The sequence below is a fragment of the Planomonospora alba genome, from assembly GCF_039534085.1.
Lineage (GTDB): Bacteria > Actinomycetota > Actinomycetes > Streptosporangiales > Streptosporangiaceae > Planomonospora_B > Planomonospora_B alba.
In genome coordinates this window covers 1-1,762 of sequence record NZ_BAAAUT010000141.1, presented here as the reverse complement: position 1 = coordinate 1,762, position 1,762 = coordinate 1, and the positions used below count along the sequence as shown (strand labels likewise).

Genomic DNA, 1,762 nt, shown 5'->3' with positions numbered 1-1,762 from the left:
CAGAAGGTCCTGATCGCCAACCGTGGTGAGATCGCCGTGCGGATCGCCCGCGCCTGCAAGGACGCCGGACTGACCGGCATCGCCGTCTACGCCGACTCCGACCGCGACGCCCTGCACGTACGCCTCGCCGACACCGCCTACGCCCTGAACGGCCACACCCCGGCCGAGACCTACCTCGACATCGGCAAACTCCTCGACATCGCCACCCGCTCCGGCGCCGACGCCGTCCACCCCGGCTACGGCTTCCTGGCCGAGAACGCCGCCTTCGCCCAGGCCGTCATCGACGCCGGCCTGACCTGGATCGGCCCGCCCCCGGCCGCGATCACCGCACTCGGCGACAAGGTCCAGGCGCGCCACATCGCCCAATCCGTCGGCGCCCCCCTGGTCGCCGGCACCCCCGACCCCGTCTCCGGCGCCGAAGAGGTCATCGCCTTCGCCCGCGAGCACGGCCTGCCCATCGCGATCAAAGCCGCCTACGGCGGCGGCGGCCGCGGCCTCAAAGTCGCCCGCACCCTGGAGGAGATCGGCGACCTGTACGAGTCGGCGGTGCGCGAGGCCACGGCCGCCTTCGGCCGCGGCGAGTGCTTCGTCGAGCGCTACCTGGACCGGCCCCGGCACGTGGAGACCCAGTGCCTGGCCGACGCGCACGGCAACGTCGTGGTCGTCTCCACCCGCGACTGCTCGCTGCAGCGCCGCCACCAAAAACTGGTGGAGGAGGCGCCGGCCCCGTTCCTGAGCCCCGAGCAGACCGAGCTGCTGTACTCCTCCTCCAAGGCGATCTTGCGCGCGGCCGGCTACGTCGGCGCCGGCACCTGCGAGTTCCTCGTCGGCCAGGACGGCACGATCTCGTTCCTGGAGGTCAACACCCGCCTGCAGGTCGAGCACCCGGTCACCGAGGAGGTCACCGGCATCGACCTGGTGCGCGAGATGTTCCGCATCGCCGCCGGCGAGGAGCTCGGCTACGACGACCCGCCGGTGCGCGGGCACGCGATCGAGTTCCGGATCAACGCCGAGGACGCCGGGCGCGGGTTCCTGCCCGCGCCGGGCACCATCACGGCCATGTCCGTCCCGTCGGGGCCGGGCGTGCGGCTGGACGCCGGCTACGAGACCGGCATGACCGTGCCGCAGGCGTTCGACTCCCTCATCGCCAAACTGGTGATCACCGGTGCCACCCGCACGCAGGCGCTGCAGCGCGCCCGGCGCGCGCTGGCCGAGTTCGAGATCGGTGGCATGCCGACCGTGCTGGACTTCCACCGGGCGGTGGTGGCCGATCCGGCGTTCGCTCCGGCCGCCGCGGACGAGCCGTTCGCGGTGCACACCCGGTGGATCGAGACCGAGTTCGCCGGCACGATCGAGCCGTACGCCGGACAGGCCGGCGTGCAGGGTGAGCCGGTCGAGCGGGAGCGCATCACGGTGGAGGTGGGCGGCAAGCGGCTGGAGGTCGTGCTGCCCGCCGGGCTCGGCGCGCCGGCGGGTGCGGGCCGTACGGCCGCGGTCTCGGCGCCGCGCCGGCGGGCGGGCGGGGCCGCCAAGAAGGCCGCGGTGGGCGGGGACGCGCTGGTCAGCCCGATGCAGGGCACGATCGTGAAGGTGGTGGTCGCCGACGGGGACACGGTGGCGGCCGGGGACACCGTCGTGGTGCTGGAGGCGATGAAGATGGAGCAGCCGTTGACCGCGCACAAGGCGGGTACGGTGACCGGGCTGGTCGGGCAGGTGGGGCAGGCGGTCAGCGCCGGCGCGGTGGTGTGCGACATCAAGGACG

1 protein-coding gene is annotated in these 1,762 nt (G+C 73.5%); it reads left to right on the top strand.

Features of this window, described 5'->3' with window-relative positions; genetic code table 11:
• Positions 1-1,762: acetyl/propionyl/methylcrotonyl-CoA carboxylase subunit alpha (locus ABD823_RS34285; RefSeq protein WP_344867096.1), on the top strand; the 1,762-nt coding region annotated here is incomplete at both ends.